At 45.4% G+C, this 17,293-nt stretch carries 16 protein-coding genes, 2 tRNA genes and 1 pseudogene; 17 read left to right on the top strand and 2 right to left on the bottom strand.

Features of this window, described 5'->3' with window-relative positions; genetic code table 11:
- The first annotated feature begins 70 nt into the window (after positions 1 to 70).
- The 9 genes from M72_RS01215 (at position 71) to efp (ending at position 6,601) form a co-directional block, all read left to right on the top strand.
- Positions 71 to 1,759: a type 2 periplasmic-binding domain-containing protein gene (locus M72_RS01215; RefSeq protein ID WP_022046040.1), complete on the top strand. Its 1,689-nt coding sequence runs from the start codon at positions 71 to 73 to the stop codon at positions 1,757 to 1,759.
- Positions 1,760 to 1,834: 75 nt separating this feature from the next.
- On the top strand, positions 1,835 to 2,791 hold the full coding sequence (locus M72_RS01210) for an ABC transporter permease (RefSeq protein ID WP_022046041.1): 957 nt from the start codon (positions 1,835 to 1,837) through the stop codon (positions 2,789 to 2,791).
- 12 nt (positions 2,792 to 2,803) lie between these two features.
- On the top strand, positions 2,804 to 3,691 hold the full coding sequence (locus M72_RS01205; RefSeq protein ID WP_022046042.1) for a carbohydrate ABC transporter permease: 888 nt from the start codon (positions 2,804 to 2,806) through the stop codon (positions 3,689 to 3,691).
- Between the two features lie 138 nt (positions 3,692 to 3,829).
- Positions 3,830 to 4,090 carry a YlmC/YmxH family sporulation protein gene (locus M72_RS01200; protein WP_022046043.1) on the top strand — a complete coding sequence of 87 codons (261 nt, stop codon included), beginning with the start codon at positions 3,830 to 3,832 and terminating at the stop codon, positions 4,088 to 4,090.
- A 93-nt stretch (positions 4,091 to 4,183) separates the two neighbouring features.
- Entirely contained in the window at positions 4,184 to 4,633 is a 450-nt protein-coding gene (gene nrdR, locus M72_RS01195; RefSeq protein ID WP_022046044.1) for a transcriptional regulator NrdR, read from the top strand.
- A 36-nt stretch (positions 4,634 to 4,669) separates the two neighbouring features.
- A complete protein-coding gene (locus M72_RS17005; protein ID WP_155176946.1) occupies positions 4,670 to 4,816 on the top strand; it encodes a hypothetical protein in 147 nt (48 codons plus the stop codon).
- A gap of 25 nt (positions 4,817 to 4,841) precedes the next feature.
- Positions 4,842 to 5,393, top strand: coding sequence for a YqeG family HAD IIIA-type phosphatase (locus M72_RS01190; protein ID WP_022046045.1), 552 nt, complete (start codon positions 4,842 to 4,844; stop codon positions 5,391 to 5,393).
- 123 nt (positions 5,394 to 5,516) lie between these two features.
- Entirely contained in the window at positions 5,517 to 5,963 is a 447-nt protein-coding gene (rpiB, locus tag M72_RS01185; RefSeq protein WP_022046046.1) for a ribose 5-phosphate isomerase B, read from the top strand.
- 80 nt (positions 5,964 to 6,043) lie between these two features.
- Positions 6,044 to 6,601 (top strand): elongation factor P, encoded by a 558-nt coding sequence (gene efp / locus M72_RS01180; RefSeq protein ID WP_022046047.1) that lies wholly within the window; start codon positions 6,044 to 6,046, stop codon positions 6,599 to 6,601.
- 106 nt (positions 6,602 to 6,707) lie between these two features.
- On the opposite strand, the gene M72_RS01175 is transcribed toward efp, so the two are convergent.
- On the bottom strand, positions 6,708 to 8,060 hold the full coding sequence (locus M72_RS01175) for a polysaccharide biosynthesis protein (RefSeq protein WP_141652674.1): 1,353 nt from the start codon (positions 8,058 to 8,060) through the stop codon (positions 6,708 to 6,710).
- Positions 8,061 to 8,115: 55 nt separating this feature from the next.
- On the opposite strand from M72_RS01175, the gene M72_RS01170 reads away from it, so the two are divergent.
- Complete coding sequence (locus M72_RS01170; RefSeq protein ID WP_055067117.1) at positions 8,116 to 9,261, top strand: cysteine desulfurase family protein; 1,146 nt, start codon at positions 8,116 to 8,118, stop codon at positions 9,259 to 9,261.
- Positions 9,262 to 9,263: 2 nt separating this feature from the next.
- Here M72_RS01170 and M72_RS01165 read toward each other — a convergent pair whose 3' ends face one another.
- Entirely contained in the window at positions 9,264 to 10,103 is an 840-nt protein-coding gene (locus tag M72_RS01165; protein WP_155176944.1) for a Cof-type HAD-IIB family hydrolase, read from the bottom strand.
- Between the two features lie 121 nt (positions 10,104 to 10,224).
- On the opposite strand from M72_RS01165, the gene M72_RS01160 reads away from it, so the two are divergent.
- The 7 genes and pseudogenes from M72_RS01160 (at position 10,225) to pta (ending at position 17,281) form a co-directional block, all read left to right on the top strand.
- On the top strand, positions 10,225 to 12,666 hold the full coding sequence (locus tag M72_RS01160) for a homocysteine S-methyltransferase family protein (protein ID WP_055066880.1): 2,442 nt from the start codon (positions 10,225 to 10,227) through the stop codon (positions 12,664 to 12,666).
- Between the two features lie 144 nt (positions 12,667 to 12,810).
- Positions 12,811 to 12,883 (top strand) — tRNA-Val (locus tag M72_RS01155).
- A 30-nt stretch (positions 12,884 to 12,913) separates the two neighbouring features.
- A tRNA-Met gene (locus M72_RS01150) sits at positions 12,914 to 12,987 on the top strand.
- A gap of 94 nt (positions 12,988 to 13,081) precedes the next feature.
- A pseudogene (locus M72_RS01145) lies at positions 13,082 to 13,516 on the top strand (FKBP-type peptidyl-prolyl cis-trans isomerase); the annotation flags it as partial.
- Between the two features lie 38 nt (positions 13,517 to 13,554).
- Positions 13,555 to 14,610, top strand: a complete 1,056-nt coding sequence (locus tag M72_RS01140) for a 5' nucleotidase, NT5C type (RefSeq protein WP_022046053.1) — start codon at positions 13,555 to 13,557, stop codon at positions 14,608 to 14,610.
- A gap of 185 nt (positions 14,611 to 14,795) precedes the next feature.
- A complete protein-coding gene (locus tag M72_RS01135) occupies positions 14,796 to 16,103 on the top strand; it encodes an O-acetylhomoserine aminocarboxypropyltransferase/cysteine synthase family protein (RefSeq protein WP_055066879.1) in 1,308 nt (435 codons plus the stop codon).
- Between the two features lie 194 nt (positions 16,104 to 16,297).
- Positions 16,298 to 17,281: a phosphate acetyltransferase gene (gene pta, locus M72_RS01130; RefSeq protein WP_022046055.1), complete on the top strand. Its 984-nt coding sequence runs from the start codon at positions 16,298 to 16,300 to the stop codon at positions 17,279 to 17,281.
- Positions 17,282 to 17,293 lie beyond the last annotated feature (12 nt).

Raw genomic sequence — 17,293 nt, 5'->3', positions numbered from 1 at the left:
TATAATTCGTCGGATTGTTTGAAATGGTAAAAAAAGTAAAATAGTTAATATAAAGAAGGAGGTACATTCTATGAAAAGAAAAAGAATGCTAAGTGCCTTGCTTGTAGTAGCGATGGCAGCAACCATGTTCGCCGGTTGCGGAAATAAAGGCGGCAGCAATTCTTCCACACAGGGTGGAAAAGCAGCAAATGATGGAGATATTAAAGAGTTTACAGCTTTCTTTGCTGTTCCGGGATCCGAGATCAATGATGATAACGAAGTTCAGCAGATCATCGCTGAGAAGACCGGCGTAAAGGTAAAAGAGACATGGCTGACAGGCCAGACGGCAGAAGAAGCAATCGGAACGCTGGTAGCCGGTGATGAATATCCGGATTTCATCTGTGGTGGAAATGGTATGCCGCAGTTATATGATGCAGGTGCATTGGTAGCATTAGATGATTACATTGACAAATATCCGAATATCAAGAACTACTTCACCGAACAGGAATGGGATCAGCTTCGTCAGGACGACGGACATATTTACTGGATTCCACAGTTCTCCAATATTAAGGGAGAAGAGAAAACCTGTACGCATAACGATGAGGCATTCTGGATTCAGGCAAGAGTTCTTGAGTGGGCTAATTATCCGGAAATCAAGACGATGGATGATTATTTCAAGCTGATTGAAGATTATAATGCAGCAAATCCTACCATGGAAGATGGAACGGAGAATATTCCATATACCATCCTTTGCGAGGATTGGAGATATTTCTGTCTTGAGAATGCTCCACAGTTCTTAGATGGTTATCCAAATGATGGTTCATGTATGGTTGATCCGGATACATTAAAGGTAATGGATTATAATACATCTGATACTGCTGTAAAGTACTTCAAGAAGTTGAACGAGGAATATCAGAAGGGTATTGTTGATCCTGAGTCATTCACACAGACTTATGATGAGTACATTGCAAAGCTTTCTTCCGGACGTGTACTTGGTATGATCGACCAGTGGTGGGATTTCGCCTTCTCAGCAGGTGATGCAATTAAGTCTGCAGGACTGGATGCACAGGGATGCGATTACATTCCGGTACCTGTAACGATTGATGGACGTAAGAACCAGTGGCACAACTCCGGCGGAGTTTTAAATTCCGGTGATGGACTTGCAATCACAAAGGATTGTGATGATGTGGAAGCAGCTTTACAGTTTGTAGATGATCTTCTTTCAGAGGAAATTCACAACCTTCGTTTCTGGGGCGTTGAAGGTGAAGATTATCAGGTTGGCGACGATGGACTTTTCTATAGAACCAAGGAGCAGAGAGCAAAGGCTGCAGAGACGGATTATAAGGCATCTCACGCATGTTCTTATTCCTATTTTCCACAGTATGACGGAACCTGTGATGACGGTCTGAATGCAACAAAGCCGAGTGGACAGGCAAAAGAATTCTTTGACGGATTAAATGAGGATGTTAAGAAAGCATTCCAGGCATATGGTGTTGAAACATACGTTGAGATGCTTGGAACAAACGAGGCACCTGGTCCATGGTATCCGATGTGGTCATTCTCAAACAACTTTACAACAGACACAGAGGGTGGAATGGCATGGACCAAGATTGGCGAAGTTAAGCATGAGCAGCTTCCGCAGGTTGTAATGGCAAAAGACTTTGACAGTGCATGGAAAACTTATATGGATGCATACAATGCATGCAATCCGGACGCTTTCCTTAGCGAGTTGCAGGCAGAGCTTGATAAGCGGATGAAAGACGCAGCAAAATACGAATAATACATAGAGAATGAGGTTTTAGATGGGCAGATGTTGTGAAAACTCCATCTGCCCGTTTAAAAAAGGAGTGAGGTCATGTCTATAGAGAGAACAAAATCCAAACAGAAAGTGAAAGAACCGAAGACGAAAATTACCTGGAAAGAGATTAAAAGACAGAAAGTATTATTGTTCTGGGCGGCAATCATGGTAGTGTATGGCGTGGTTTTCTATTACCTCCCACTTGCAGGCTGGACTATGGCGTTTCAAAACTATAAACCGAGACTTGGTATCTTTCATTCGCAATTTGTAGGATGGGATAAATTCCGGACATTATTCTCGGATATGACTTTTATCCGGGTAATCAGAAATACGTTGGCAATGGGTGTTATCAATCTGGTGGTAACATTTATTACAGCAATTGTTTTTGCAATTTTATTAAATGAAATTAAAAGCAAAGGCGGTAAAAAAGTCGTTCAGACAATTTCTTATCTTCCGCATTTCCTTTCATGGATCATTGTAACCGGTATCTTACACGATATGTTATCCGGTGGCGGAATTGTGAACGAATTATTACTTAACTTCCATATTATTTCACAGCCGATCAATTTCTTTGCTCATCCGGGTTATTTCTGGCCAATCGTTGCATTTGCCAATGTCTGGAAAGAAACAGGATGGAATGCAATTATTTATTTGGCAGCAATTACTTCGATCGACCCGTCACTTTACGAAGCTGCAGCTATCGACGGTGCAGGCAGATGGGCAAAAATCAAGCATGTTACACTTCCGGGTATTAAACCAACCATTATCATTCTTCTTCTGATGAATGTAGGTAATGTACTGAACGCCGGTTTTGAAGTTCAGTATTTGTTAGGAAACGGTCTGGTTCAGAAAGTATCACAGACAATTGATATTTACGTATTAAAATGGGGAATCAGTCAGGGCGATTTCGCAATCGGAACTGCAGCCGGTATCTTCAAGAGTTTCGTAAGTATTATTCTGATCGTGATTGCAAACCAGATTGCAAAGCGTAATGGTGAAGAACAATTGTTCTAAGGAGGTTATACAATGGCAGCAAAAAAAGCGAAAAAAAAGGTGCAGATTTTTCCGATTGTCAATACGATCATTATGATCCTGTTTGTAATCATTACACTGTATCCTGTGTTAAATACATTAGCAATATCATTAAATGACGGTACGGATTCCCTTCGTGGAGGTATCTATCTGTTACCGAGAAAATTTACATGGAAGAACTACATTACGGTACTTCAGAAAGACAACCTGATCACAGGTGCTTATGTTACGGTTGCAAGAACTGTGATCGGAACAGTTCTTGCGCTGATCTCCAATGCAATCCTAGCATTTATCGTCAGCAGAAAAAGATTTATGTTTAAAAAGCAGCTCTCTTTATTCTGGGTTATCACCATGTATGTAAACGGAGGTCTGATCCCGACATTCCTGTTGTACAAGGGACTGGGACTTACCAACAGCTTCTGGGTATATGTTATCCCTGGAATGGTCAGTGCGTTTAACATGCTGGTTATCCGTACTTATATGAACGGTATCCCGGACAGCTTAGAGGAGTCGGCACAGCTCGACGGTGCTGGGTATACGACGATTTTCCTGAAAATCTATTCACCGCTCTGTAAGCCGGTATATGCAACTGTTGCATTGTTTGTTGCAGTTGGTCAGTGGAATTCATGGTTTGATGCAATGTTATATAACCGTATGAACGGCAAACTGACAACCTTACAGTATGAGTTGATGAAACTACTGTCATCCGTAACAAATACGAGCAGTAGTGTCGAGGCAATGAAGAATGCAGCGGGAACGGTTACACCGACATCGGTTCGTGCAGCTGCAACGATTATTACGATTCTGCCGATCATCTGTATTTATCCATTCTTACAGAAGTATTTCGTAACAGGACTTACGCTTGGTGGCGTAAAAGAATAAAACTTAAATCTTCCCTTTTTATAAGCTGTGCCGCAGAAGTGGCACAGCTTATATATTATAAAATGAAGCAGCGTGCATAAACATAAAATACAGCTAAGACGCATAGAATATTCCAAGAAAGAAAAGCAGGAGTGTTCTGTGCGTTTTTCTGATTTATGTGAAAAAGAAGTAGTCAATGTAAAAGACTGCCGCTGCCTTGGCAGTGTCCGGGATCTGGATATTGACAAAGAGTGTGGGAGAATTCTGGCACTGATCGTTCCAGGACCGGGAAAATATCTGGGTTGTTTTTGCAGGGACAGCGAATTTTTTATTCCATGGGCTAAAGTTATCCGGATAGGACCCGATATAATACTCGTAGAGTTTGATGAAAAAGAAATGAAACACCGGATAAAAGGATAAAAATTTGCAGATTGACAGAAAACAGGAAAATTGTGTATTATAAAAATAGTCATATATTTCCGGATTGGGATTGGATGCAGGAGGAGAAATCCTATGAAATGTCCGTATTGCAGCAGTGAAAATACAAGAGTGATTGATTCGCGTCCTGCGGATGACAATAATTCGATTCGCAGAAGAAGACTTTGCGATGATTGCGGAAAGCGTTTTACAACCTATGAAAAGGTGGAAACCATTCCCCTGATCATTATAAAAAAAGATAACAATCGTGAGCAGTACAACCGGACAAAAATCGAAAAAGGCGTATTGCTTGCATGTCACAAGCGGCCAATTTCGGCAGAACAGATCTCAAAGCTTGTGGATGATGTGGAAATCGAAATTTTTAACCGTGAGGAAAAAGAGATACCAAGTGCTTTGATCGGTGAAATTCTCATGGATAAGTTAAAGGATTTAGATCCGGTTGCCTACGTGCGTTTCGCATCGGTATACCGTGAATTCAAAGATGTAAACACATTTATGAATGAGCTGAAAAAAATGCTCGGATGAATTTGTAACCAGAGGTGCTTATGAATATTTCAGGATATGCAGAAAGCAATTTCCGATATGGAAAAGGATCAGGTGTTGCAGCAGTATCAGTATTTTGTGGGAACGCAGGATACCGGAGTGAAGAAGACCCCGTTGGATACCGGGATTTCTGCTTTGCGTTCCGGAGAGAATTTTTCCCTTTAGTACATAACACACAAAGGAGAGACCTATGTGCGCATTTCTATATCCGGATGAATATCTGGATTCCACTTACAGCATAGATTTTGATCAATTATATAAAGAAGGATACCGGGGAATTATATTTGATATTGATAACACCCTCGTACCACATGGAGCGCCTGCGGATGAGCGGGCGATTTCTTTGTTTGCACATTTAAAGGAACTGGGTTTTCATTGTATGCTTCTTTCGAACAACAGGGAGCCGCGTGTGAAAATGTTCAATGATGCCGTGCATGTCAATTATATTTACAAAGCAGGAAAGCCAAAGCCGTCCGGGTATCGCAAAGCGATGGGGATCCTTGGCACGGACACGACAAATACACTTTTTGTGGGAGATCAGATCTTTACGGATGTGTGTGGGGCAAATTTAGCAGGAATCCGCACGATCCTTGTAAAACCGATCCACCCGAAAGAAGAAATCCAGATCGTGTTAAAGCGCCGGCTGGAGGCAATTGTGCTTTTATGTTATCGTCTGCACCGTAAAATCGTAAAACCAAAGTACCCATCTGTTGCAAAAAAGGAGGATTCATCCATTTTGTAGGATAAATTTTCTTTTTGCAGAATTTTCTATGCGTGACCGTACACAGCCGGTCGTTTTCTATTTGACGAAAGTTCGTTGAAGCAGTAAGATAAAAGAAGTGCAAAAACGAAAAGGAGAGTTGTGATGAAAGTCGGGATTGGAAATGATCATGCAGCAGTAGAACTGAAAATGCAGATCAAAGAATTTATTGAGAGCATGGGACATGAGGTTGTAAATTATGGGGTGGATACCGCAGAAAGCTGTAATTATCCGGAGATCGGAGAAAAAGTAGGACGTGCAGTGGCTGACGGAGAAGTGGATTGTGCAGTTTTGATCTGTGGAACGGGTGTCGGAATTTCCATTGCTGCCAATAAAGTAAACGGAGTACGTGCAGCTGTCTGCTCGGATGTGACAACCGCGCATCTGGTAAAAGAGCACAACGATGCAAATATCATCGCGTTTGGTGCAAGAATTGTCGGAGTGGAGCTGGCAAAGGATATTGTGAAGGCTTATCTGAATGCGGAATTTCTTGGTGGACGTCATGCGACACGCGTGGCTATGCTTGCGGACATCGAAAAACGGAACAAATAAAATACTTGAAAAGTATTCCATTTTATAGTAAAATTGTAAGTCGAGAGACTTTATACTCGTAATTTAAGGAGGAAGATCGAATGATTTCAGCAGGAGATTTCAGAAATGGTGTTACCATCGAACTTGAAGGTAACATTTATCAGATTATCGAATTTCAGCATGTAAAGCCAGGTAAGGGTGCAGCATTCGTTAGAACAAAATTAAAAAATATCGTCAGTGGTGGTGTAGTAGAAAAGACATTCCGTCCGACAGAGAAGTGTCCGACTGCTCACATTGATCGTAAGGACATGCAGTATCTGTATTCCGATGATGATTTCTATCATTTCATGGATGTAGAGACTTATGACCAGATTGACCTGACAAAGGACAGTGTCGGTGATGCACTGAAGTTTGTTAAGGAGAACGAGATGGTTAAGATCTGTTCTCACAAGGGCAATGTATTTGCAGTAGAGCCACCTCTTTTCGTAGAGCTTGAGATTACAGAGACAGAGCCGGGATTCAAGGGAGATACCGCTACAGGTGCTACCAAGCCTGCTACTGTTGAGACAGGTGCAAACGTAAACGTTCCTCTGTTCGTAGAGCAGGGAGACAAGATCAAGATTGATACCAGAACAGGTGAGTATCTGTCCCGTGTATAATCGCACCTTATAATAGAAAAGTCTTGATAAAGAAACGCCGGTTCCGGCAGAGTGATCTGTGGAAACCGGCGTTTTTTCTGCCTGAGGGAGATCAAAAAGTGAGGAATCATCCGGCACGGGAATAAGGCATAAGCAAAAGAATGTCTGCAATCGCAGCAAATACATAGGACAGCAGCATCCCCCACAGATATGCATCGATTCCGTACTGTGGGACGAGAAATAGAATCATGCAGATCCTGATCATGCATGCCAGCAGTGTGACAAACAAAACCTGCCGGGCATTGCCGAGTCCATGCAGAATACTGTTCAGCAGACTGGTGACATACAGCAGGGGACACAGCCAGGAGAGCTGGCAGATAAAATTGCCGGCCAGCGTATTGTGAAACAGAACTTCGCCCATCCGGTCACCGAAAACCAGAAACAGAATCGTAAAAACAAAGCCAAGAAGCAGTCCGTACAGGATTGCTTTTTTTATCGCTCGCGCAATCTGTGCGTGGTTGTGTGCACTGTGGGCTTCCGAGACAGCCGGAAGTAAAAGGACGGAAAAGGAATTGGTCAGTACACTGGGAAACAGAATGATGGACATGGTCATACCGGTCAGGATACCAAAAATACTCAGGGCATCCGAAGCACTGTAACCAAATGCCTGAAGTTTTTGCGGGATCAGAAGATTCTCCAGGCTGTTGAAAAGAGCTGTCGTCACCCGGTTGATGGTAAGCGGAACCGCCATGGAAGAAAACAGTTTGCCCATCGTTTTCCACTGACCGGAAAGGGTGTGGTAGGAGTGTCCGGGAAGCCGTTTTTCCAAAGACATGGCAATCAGACTGGTGATAAGACCGGAACATTCCCCGGCCACAAGACCGGCAACCGCGTGGAACGCCGTCAGCTCCATGCCTTTTTCCAGCGTGTACTGATAGATCAGCCATACACTTCCCACGCGTGCAAGCTGTTCCACCAGCTGACAGAACGAGGGAATTCCTGCCCGCTTTTTTCCATAGTAATAACCGTTGATACAGGCGTGGATGCAGCAGGGAAGCATGGAAAAGCTAAGGAGCGAAAGGAGGGGAGCGCAGCGGAGCTCTCCGAGAAAATGCAGGGCGATCCAGTCTGCCTGTGTGTAAAGAAAAATACCGACGATTACAGAGGCTGTGCAGGAGATGACCAGACCGAGCAGCAGATATCCGCGTGCAGTTATTTCTCCCTGCGATGTTCCTGCGTTTTTGCCGCAGGCATCGCCGACAAATTTGGAAATGGATGTCTGGATGGAGGAGGCAGTCAGGGCGAAACACATTGCAAAAACGGGTGCAATCAGCTGATAGACTCCGAGCGCTTCTGCACCAATTGTCTGTGCCAGGAATATCCTATAGAAGAAGCCGATGATACGGCTGGCAATACCGGAAGCCGTCATCAGAAGGGTGCCGGTAATCAGAGGATTTTTTAGGAATCGGGAAATGTTCAATGGGAACTCCAAATGGAAAACTTGATAACTATTGTATGAGGGGATGGTGCAGAATATGAGCTGTAAAATCTATATGGATCATGCGGCCACAACCGAAATGCTTCCGCAGGTGCGCAAGGCTATGGAGCCGTATCTCATGGAAGAATATGGAAACGCCTCCACATCTTACGAAATGGGGCGCCGCACACGGGAGGCATTAGAAGGGGCAAGAGAACAGATTGCCATGCTGATTAAGGCAAAGCCGGAGGAGATTTTTTTTACATCCGGGGGGAGCGAATCGGATAACTGGGTAATCAAAAATGTGGCGGCGGAGAAAAAGGAAAAAGGGAAACATGTGATCACAAGCAAAATCGAACATCATGCGGTGCTGCGCTCATGTGAATATCTGGAGAAACTGGGATATGAACTGACTTATCTGGATGTCGATGCATACGGAGTGATTGATCTGGCACAGTTGCGGGAAGTATTGCGGGAAGATACCACATTGGTTTCCGTTATGACGGGAAATAACGAGATTGGAACGATCGAACCGCTGGATGCGGTTGCATCCATGCTGCGGGGGACGGGAACATTATTTCACACCGATGCGGTGCAGGCCATCGGGCAGATTCCGCTTTCCATGAACCAGCTTCCGGTGGATTATCTGAGTGCAAGTGCACATAAATTCCACGGTCCGAAAGGGGTTGGCTTTTTGTTTGTGAGAAAAGACCGGGATCTGCCGTCGTATATTCACGGAGGCAGTCAGGAAAACGGCAAACGGGCAGGAACCGAGAATGTGGCAGGAATTGTGGGGATGGCAAAGGCACTTGAAATTGCAGTGGAAGAGATGCAGGTCGTGCGTCCGCGGATTGTGCGGCTGCGTAATTATTTTGTGGAACGGGTATTACGGGAGATTCCGCAGGGAAGGTTAAATGGGCATCCGCATAAGCGCCTGCCGGGAAATGTGAATTTCAGTTTTGAGGGGATTGATGCGACATCCCTTCTGGTGCTTCTCGAAGAAGACGGAATCTGTGCTTCCGCAGGATCTGCGTGCAATACCGGACAGACACGGATCTCCCATGTGATTGAAGCCATACACGTACCAAAAAATTATGCACCAGGCAGTGTACGTTTTACCATGGGAAGGGAGACCGACCGCCGGCAGGTTGATGCAGTCATTGCATCTTTAAAGAAAAATATCGGGTTGTTGCGCGGTGAGTGAAATTACAGGATAAAATGTTCGATGGCCGCTGCCACCCCGTCCTTGGTATTCGTTGTGGTGACGTAATCTGCCCGGGCTTTGACGGCATCAGTGGCATTTCCCATTGCCACACCGATACCGGCAGCCTCAATGATGGCAAGATCATTTTCGGTGTCACCGATTGCCATGGTGGCATCCGGATTGACACCGAGAATTTCGGCAAGTTTTCGTAAGCCAACGCCCTTGTTTGCATCTGCACGCGTGAATTCCAGGTTGTTGTATCCGCCGCAGACGGTAGTAATTGACGGATTGGACACGAGAAATTTGCGGACGGTTTCGCGGTCAATGAGTGTTCCATCGGCTGCTGGATAGAAATTCAGAGTCATTTTCTGGACCTTTAACTGATTTTCATGGATAAACTGCAGGATATTGTCCAGCCGTGTGCGTGTGGTGATAATATAGTTTTTGATCGAAGAAGGCACGGTCAGTTTTTGTGCTGTTTCTACGCACTGGACCGGGGTGTAGCCTTTTCCGCCGATAAATGCATCCATATGGATATCACGTGTGAGAAGGAAGTTTAAAATCGGGGTGACCAGCTCTTCATCCATGGCATTTTCATACAGGCATTTTCCGGTGGAAATCTCATAGATTCCGCTGCCGTTTGCGGTGATGGCATAGTTGATTCCGGTGCCTTTGATCTGGTCAAACGGGATTCCCTCAAATGGGCGGCCGGTGGAGATTACGACATGGATGCCTTTGTCTGTAATGCTGCGGATTGCCGTAAGATTGCGTTTGCTGATGCGGCTGCTGTTGTCAAACAGCGTACCGTCGAGATCCAGTGCAACTAATTTTATGTCTTTCATGATAGATTCTCACTTTCTTTTTTTTCTGTGATAAGGTATGATATTGTTACGCATGACGTAGAAATAATCTGCGGTATTATTATAAATAGAACGAAACGAAACTGCAAGTGAGGAATGCAAAATGACAAAGACAGAATTTGCCGGATTTATCAGGGAACATGGTCCGGTTATTTTAGATGGTGCAACGGGAACGAATCTGATGGAGGCAGGTATGCCGATTGGAGTGTGTCCGGAAAGCTGGGTGCTGGAAAATCCGCAGGTACTGCTCGATCTGCAGAGGCGGTATGTAGAAGCCGGCAGCCATATCGTATATGCCTCCACGTTTACCGGAAACCGGATCAAACTGGAAGAATATGGTCTGCAGGAGAGGCTGGAAGAAATCAACACGCAGCTGGTAGCACTTTCCCGGCAGGCGGTGGGCGATCAGGCACTGGTTGCAGGTGACATGACGATGACCGGCCAGCAGCTGTTTCCGATGGGAGAGCTGTTGTTTGAAGAACTGGTGGACGTATACAAGGAGCAGGCATCGGTGCTGGCAAAAGCAGGGGTGGACCTGTTTGTGGTAGAAACCATGATGAGTCTGCAGGAATGTCGTGCGGCAGTGATTGCGATCCGGGAAGTCTGTGATCTTCCAATCATGGTGACACTTACCTACAACGAAGACGGACGGACATTATTTGGAACACCTCCGGAGACGGCTGTGGTCGTACTGCAGTCTCTGGGTGTGGATGCGATCGGTGTAAACTGTTCTACCGGTCCGATGGAGATGGTACCTCTGGTGGAAAAGATGGCAGAATATGCTACGATTCCGCTCATCGCAAAGCCAAACGCCGGACTCCCGGAACTCGAGGGAAAGAAAACGGTGTACCGCATGACACCGGAAGAATTTGCCGGGGCAGGTGTGGCACTGGTAAAAGCGGGAGCAGCCATTGTAGGTGGATGCTGCGGTACAACGGAAAAGCATATCAAGGCACTTTCGGATGCAACGCGGGGGATGGAACTTCACAGGCCGCTTGCATCGCATCGCAGGATTCTTGCGTCTGAGCGCAAAAATGTAGAAGTTGGTCTGGATGGCAATTTCCTGGTGGTCGGGGAACGGATCAATCCGACCGGAAAGAAAAAACTGCAGGCCCAGCTGCGCGAAGGAAAACTGGATCTTGTGCGTGAGATGGCAATGGCGCAGGAGGAAAACGGGGCAGCCATCCTTGACATCAATATGGGAATGAACGGCATTGACGAAAAAGAAATGATGAAGCAGGTGATCTATGAAGTTGCGGCGACGGTAGATTGTCCGCTTTGCCTCGATACCAGCCATATTGATGTTATGGAAGAGGCACTGCGTGTCTATCCGGGAAGAGCACTGATCAACTCCGTTTCCCTTGAGACAGAAAAAATCGAGCATATGCTTCCGCTGGCAAAAAAGTACGGGGCTATGTTTGTCCTGCTTCCGCTTTCCGATGAGGGACTGCCAAAGGATGCCAAAGAAAAGCATGAGATTATCGATACCGTATATGACCGTGCCATGGAGCTGGGAATGGCACACGAGGATATTGTCGTGGATGGGCTGGTTGCCACAATCGGAGCCAATCCAGAGGCTGCGAAAGAATGTTATGATACCATCTCTTATTGTAAGGATATCAGGAAGCTTCCGACGATCTGTGGTCTGTCGAATATTTCGTTTGGCCTGCCGGAGCGGAGTTTTGTCAATACGGCATTTCTTACCATGGCCATCTGCCGGGGGCTTACCATGGCGATTGCCAATCCGTCGCAGGAACTTTTGATGAATGCCGCATTTGCTTCGGACATGCTGCTGCACCGTCCGGACAGTGACATCCGCTACATCGAGCGTATGAATAAACTGGCAGAGGAAAAGGCAAAATATGAGACGGTTGTTGTGAAAAAAGAAGGTGCTGCGGGTGGCACGGCATCTGTGGAAGAAAAAGCAGATCCTGTTACGACAGCGGTTTTAAAAGGAAATAAAGGAAGCATTATAGATGAAGTGAAAAAGGCAATTGCAGACGGCGCAAAGCCGGAGGAGATCATCAATGACCAGCTGATTGCAGCCATCAATAAAGTCGGGGAATTTTTTGAACAGAAAAAATATTTCCTGCCGCAGCTGATTGCCAGTGCAAATACCATGAAACTTGCCATTGATTATCTCGAGCCGATGCTGGAGAAGAAGAACGATGGACAGGAGATGCCGACGCTTGTCATTGCAACGGTAGAGGGGGATATCCATGATATCGGAAAAAATCTTGTCGTACTGATGCTGAAAAATTATGGCTACAACGTGATTGATATGGGAAAAGATGTGCCGTGTGAAGATATCGTGGATACCGCGATTCGTGAAAATGCTGCGATTATCGGGCTGTCCGCGCTGATGACTACCACGATGATGCGTATGCAGGATGTTGTGGAGCTTTGTAAGGAGAAAGGCTGCAAGAGCAAGGTGATCATTGGAGGAGCCTGCATCACACAGAGTTTTGCAGATGAGATCGGAGCCGATGGGTATTCAAAGGATGCCGCGGAGTGTGTGCGCCTGGTAGAGCGGCTGCTTGCATAGCATGTGTGGGACAATCCTGCATGGAAATTTGTTTGGAATAGTTACAACAAATACAAAAATACAAAAATTCAAAAAAAGTGTTGACATATCTGTTCTCGTACGATATACTAACGAAGTCGGTTGCGAGAGCGGCCAACACGAAATGGGATCTTAGCTCAGCTGGGAGAGCATCTGCCTTACAAGCAGAGGGTCACAGGTTCGAGCCCTGTAGGTCCCATTCATCAGAAAAACTGATGGAACTAAATATGGCGAGGTGGCTCAACTGGCTAGAGCGTCCGGTTCATACCCGGGAGGTTGAGAGTTCGAGTCTCTCCCTCGCTACTATACAGGCTTGTGGTCATGGATCACAAGCTTTTTGTTATATTATAAAAACCTGAACAGGAGAATTGATATGGAAAATATAAAAAGCACTACCATTGAAGGAAAGAATGTTGGAAAGAAATGCAGAACACATTATCGCGGCACATTTAACGATGGAACACAGTTTGATTCCTCTTATGACAGAGGAGAGCCATTGGAATTTGTATGCGGTGCAGGGATGATGATCAAAGGATTTGATGCAGCAGTTGCCAGCATGGAGGTCGGACAGACGACAGAGGTTCACCTGATGCCGGAGGAAGCATACGGACAGCCAGATCCGGACGCCATTTTTACAGTGGAACTGGCACAGCTTCCGGGAGCTGAAGAACTCGAAGCCGGACAGCAGGTTTATCTGCAGAATGCAGCCGGACAGCCATTCCCGGTAAAAGTAGTATCAAAGGATGATACTACCATCACATTTGATGCAAACCACGAGATGGCAGGAAAAGAGCTGAATTTTACCATTGAACTGGTTTCTGTCGAGGAGTAAATCGGCAGATTTAGAAACAAAGAAGGGGGCACGGGTGGATGTTAAGACCGAAGATCGGACTGGACTGGGATGATGTAACAGCACCGTTTAACAGTATCGCAATTGCCATGGCAAATGAAAAATATCATATCGATCCGCCGCTTCGGCTTGAGGAGATTGATACCTGGGAAAACCGTGGACGTACAGGTATTATCAGGGAATTTTACGAGGACGAAGAACTCTATGCACGCCAGCAGGTTCCGGAGAAAAACAAAAAAGCTGTGTACCGTCTGATGGAAATTGCGGATGTTTATTTTATCACTGCGGTAGCACCGGCATTTATGGGAATCCGTGCAAAACAGATTCTTACAGCATTTCCGGAATTCCCGCCGGAGAATATTATTCTGGGCAATGCCAAGAATCTGGTGCAGTTTGATATCATCCTGGATGATGCCATTCATAATGTGCTTGAGACACCGGCCACGTATCCGGTGCTGATGCGTAAGCCGTGGAACTGGAAGATGACAGGACTCCTGTCCGTGAATCAGATGAGTGAATTTGTTTCTCTGGTCAGGCAGATCATCCATGCCTCGCAGACGCGCACGATGGAAATAAAAAATCCATCGGTTCTGGCACTGGTAGGACCGTCCGGTTCCGGAAAAGACGCATTGACCAAAAAATTATGTCAGGAGGATCGCTTTGTCAATCCGAAAACCTACTGCACCAAGAAAAGCAGCAAGCATCATTATCTGACAAAAGAACAGTTTGCACAGCAGGATTTCTTTGAACGCACCATGTACGCCGGGGTGCATTACGGAACAAAAAAGGAAGATATCCAGGCGGTGCTTGACGATGGCAAGTATGCCGTCATGTCCCTGGATATGTGTGGCGCAATTGCCATGAAGCGGCATTTTCCGACCGCAATTATCTATGTGGCAAAAGATAAAGAAGACATGATTGCGGATATTGTGCAGTCGGATTTCTCTGTCGAGGAGAAAACACTTCGCCTGTTGTCACTGGATGCGGAGAAACGGAATCGGGAGATCTGCGATTTTGTTATTGATAACCGGGATGAACAGGGGAGTGAGCGCATTCTCCAGCTTCTGAATTTTTGATAAAATGACAAAAAGTACTGTAGTAGAATCGGCTATAAGCAAAACTTATAACCAGCTATAAAAATAAAAGACTAACACTTTTCCTACCTCTGTGGTATGATATAACCAGTTCAAACGAAAACCCCACACTTTACCGGATCAGGTAAATGTGATTCCAAAAATAGCAGAAAAAGGAGAGTATTAAAATGAGCAAAAAACATTACGCAGACAGAAATTTAAAATTTGAAACATTACAGTTACACGTAGGACAGGAGCAGGCAGACCCAGTTACCGATGCAAGAGCCGTTCCGATTTATCTGACTTCTTCTTATGTATTCCATAACTGCCAGCATGCTGCTGACCGTTTCGGATTAAAGGATGCCGGAAATATTTACGGACGTCTGACCAATCCGACAGAGGATATCTTCGAGCAGAGAATTGCAGCACTTGAAGGCGGCGTTGCGGCACTTGCGGTAGGTTCGGGAGCAGCCGCATTAACTTATGCATTTCAGGCTGTTGCGCATGCAGGGGATCACATTGTAGCTGCAAAGAATATCTACGGTGGTACCTACAATCTTCTGGCACATACGCTTCCGGATTATGGCATTGAGGCAACATTTGTAGATCCGTTCAACTATGAAGAGATTGAAGCTGCAATTAAGGATAACACCAAAGCCATCGAGATAGAGACACTTGGAAATCCAAACTCTGAAGTAGTTGATATTGAAAAGATCGCAGGAATTGCACACAAGCATGGAATTCCGCTGATTGTTGACAATACATTCGCGACTCCGTATCTGGTTCGCCCGATTGAGCACGGCGCAGATATTGTGTTACATTCTGCTACAAAGTTCATCGGTGGACACGGAACTACCATTGGTGGTGTGATCATCGACAGCGGAAAATTTGACTGGACACAGAGCAGCAAGTGGCCATGGCTGGTAGAGCCAAACGTATCTTACCATGGGGTAAGCTTTGCAAAGGACTGCGCACCGGCAGCATTTGCTACTTATATTCGTGCAATTTTACTGCGTGACACAGGTGCTACCATTTCTCCGGTACACGCATTTATCTTCCTGCAGGGATTAGAGACGCTTTCCCTTCGCGTAGAGCGTCATGTGGAGAATGCATTAAAGGTTGTTAAATACTTAGAGAACCAGCCACAGGTAGAAAAAGTAAACCATCCATCCATTTCCAAAGACCCGGAACAGCAGGCACTCTACAAGAAGTATTTCCCGAATGGTGGAGGTTCTATCTTTACATTTGAGATCAAGGGTGGTGCAGAAAAAGCACAGGAATTCATCGATAACCTTGAGCTGTTCTCACTGCTTGCAAACGTGGCAGATGTGAAGTCCCTGGCCATTCATCCGGCAAGCACCACACATTCCGAGTGCAATGAGGCAGAACTTTTAGATCAGGGAATCAAGCCAAACACGATCCGTCTTTCTATCGGTACAGAAAATATCGATGATATCATTGAGGATCTGGATGAGGCATTTAAGGCAATTCAGTAGAAAATACAGTAAAAACGTCATTTGTGATAAATCCTTCATTTTACAGGAGACCCCATGGAGAATCAGCATGGGGTCTCTTTTTGTGCAAAATGTTCTCATTTTAGAACACGTAAATGCATTGAATTTCGTGAATAACGAGTATACAATTAGTGGTAGCTAATAATAAAATTAAGTATAGATAAAGGAGATTTATTATGTTTGGTTTTGGACAACTGATTGAAGTATTAAAGAAAAGCCCAAAGAAAATTGTATTCACAGAAGGAAGCGATCCTCGTATTCTTGAGGCATCTTCCCGTCTTCTTGCAAGCAACTTTTTACATCCAATCCTTGTAGGCGATCCGGATGAAATTGAAAAGGCAGCAGAGGAGAGCGGATTTAATATCCGTGGGGCAGAGATCGTTGATCCAAAGAAATTTGACCGTATGGATGAGATGGTAGATCTGTTCTGTGAATTAAGAAAGAGCAAGGGAGTAACACCGGAGCAGGCAAGAGGCATTCTTTCCCAGGCAAACTACTTTGGCACCATGCTTGTAAAGATGGGCATTGCGGATGCACTGCTTGGCGGAGCTACATACTCTACGGCAGATACCGTTCGTCCGGCACTTCAGCTGATTAAGACAAAACCTGGCAACAGCATCGTATCTTCCTGCTTTATTCTGGTTCGTCCGTCTGCGACAGGTGAGAACGAGGTTCTTGCAATGTCTGACTGTGCGATCAACATCCATCCGACCGAGGATGAACTCGTAGAGATCGCCGGTGAGTCAGCTGCCTGTGCAAGAATTTTCGGTGTAGATCCGAAGGTTGCATTTTTAAGCTACTCTACACTTGGTTCCGGAAAGGGCGAGGATGTAGATAAGATGCGCAATGCAGCACATAAGGCACGTGAGAAATACCCGGATCTTCCAATCGAGGGAGAATTACAGTTTGATGCAGCAGTATCACCAAGAGTTGCAAGAACAAAGTGCCCGGATTCTTCAGTTGCCGGACATGCAAATACCTTTATTTTCCCGGATATCAATGCCGGAAATATCGGATACAAGATTGCACAGAGACTTGGTAATTTCGAAGCTTACGGTCCGATTTTGTTAGGTCTGAATGCGCCAATCAATGATCTGTCCCGTGGATGTAATGCATCAGAAGTATATTCCATGGCAATCATTACAGCAGCACTTGCATAGTTGAAAACTGAT

The sequence above is a fragment of the Roseburia faecis genome (genome assembly GCF_001406815.1).
Lineage (GTDB): Bacteria > Bacillota > Clostridia > Lachnospirales > Lachnospiraceae > Roseburia > Roseburia faecis.
Note: the sequence above shows the minus strand (reverse complement) of the source record. Positions and strands in the feature narration are given on the sequence as shown.